We start from the raw sequence: 1,204 nt of genomic DNA, 5'->3' as shown, positions 1-1,204 counted from the left end.
ATAACAATCATATAAATGTTATTGTTTATTCTTAAATAACTAAATAGTTAAAAAATACAATTAATGCATATCATTACCAATATTAGCCTATTTTTGTCTTGTTGATTCAATATTTAACCATAGGCTGAGTTTTTGTATTATAATTGTTTTTGTATAAAAAGAGATAACAATATGGAATTTAAGGATAGATTAAAGTACTTATTAGAAAAAGATGGAGTTACGGCCTATCGTATATGGAAAGACACCAATATTACTAAAGGAACAATAGCTAACTACACAGAAGGGAAGACAAACCCTAATAAATCGAATATAGCTATGCTGGCATCATATTTCAGAGTGAGTGAAGAATGGCTTGCGACAGGCAGAGGGGATATGATTCGTAATGAGAGAGTCAGAGGTGCGGAACCGTATCTGGTGACTAAGTCCGGAGTAAAATACTACGAAATGGCAGATGGCAAATATAGGATGCGTGTTCCTTTTATTCCGGTGAAGGCTTATGCTAAATATATTGATGAATGTAGGGATGCCGAATTTGTTGGAGGAGAGTTTGAAGAGTTTGATTTTATAGTAGACAAGATTGGTCTTGGACGGTATTTTGCTTTCGAAATAAAAGGTGATAGCATGGATAATGACACCAAACGTAGTTTGAGCAACGGTGATATTGTCTTGGCAAGAGAATTGAAGAAAGAGCATTGGCGTAATAAATTACATACCGACGATTTTCCTAATTGGGTTATAGTATTAGATAATACAATTCTTTGCAAACAGATAATTGATCAGAATTTAGAAAAAGGCACAATTCTTTGCCATTCATTAAACTTATCTCCTGAATATACCGATTTTGAACTTAAATTGAATGATGTTTGCCAATTGTGTAATATAGTGCAACGTGTTTCCAGTGTTTTTAAGTAGCGTTTTGTAAGTACGTATCCTTCACGATAAGGTGATATTTTTTTATAAAGAAATACTTTTTGTGAACGCTTTAAGTTCGGGAAAAAATAGTTCATAACTTCTTCCAATTTCTGTATAATTCTTCTCAAAATCTTTAAAAACAGTTGTATTATCCGAAAGATAAGTTGCTCGATTTTGTAATCGGTCAAAACTTCGTTCTATCATCCACTTAAATTGATAATTGAAAAACCAGTTTTCACTCCTCATATACATAAACATACTGCAAAACTGCGATGGCAGTATATCTCCATAT

2 protein-coding genes are annotated in these 1,204 nt (G+C 32.5%); one reads left to right on the top strand and one right to left on the bottom strand.

Going from position 1 to position 1,204, the window contains the following annotated elements:
* Window positions 1–171 precede the first annotated feature (171 nt).
* Complete coding sequence (locus JGH11_RS20005; protein ID WP_201114749.1) at window positions 172–912, top strand: XRE family transcriptional regulator; 741 nt, start codon at window positions 172–174, stop codon at window positions 910–912.
* Window positions 913–954: 42 nt separating this feature from the next.
* On the opposite strand, the gene JGH11_RS20000 is transcribed toward JGH11_RS20005, so the two are convergent.
* On the bottom strand, window positions 955–1,204 hold a 250-nt coding region (locus JGH11_RS20000), incomplete at its 5' end, for an ACP phosphodiesterase (protein ID WP_201114746.1).

The organism is Dysgonomonas sp. Marseille-P4677, from assembly GCF_016652235.1.
In the GTDB taxonomy this organism is placed as follows: domain Bacteria; phylum Bacteroidota; class Bacteroidia; order Bacteroidales; family Dysgonomonadaceae; genus Dysgonomonas.
Note: the sequence above shows the minus strand (reverse complement) of the source record. Positions and strands in the feature narration are given on the sequence as shown.

What these genes read in the sequence shown, in the direction of transcription:
- JGH11_RS20005 (WP_201114749.1), top strand. Translation starts at nt 172, where the DNA reads ATGGAATTTAAGGATAGATTAAAGTACTTATTAGAAAAAGATGGAGTT.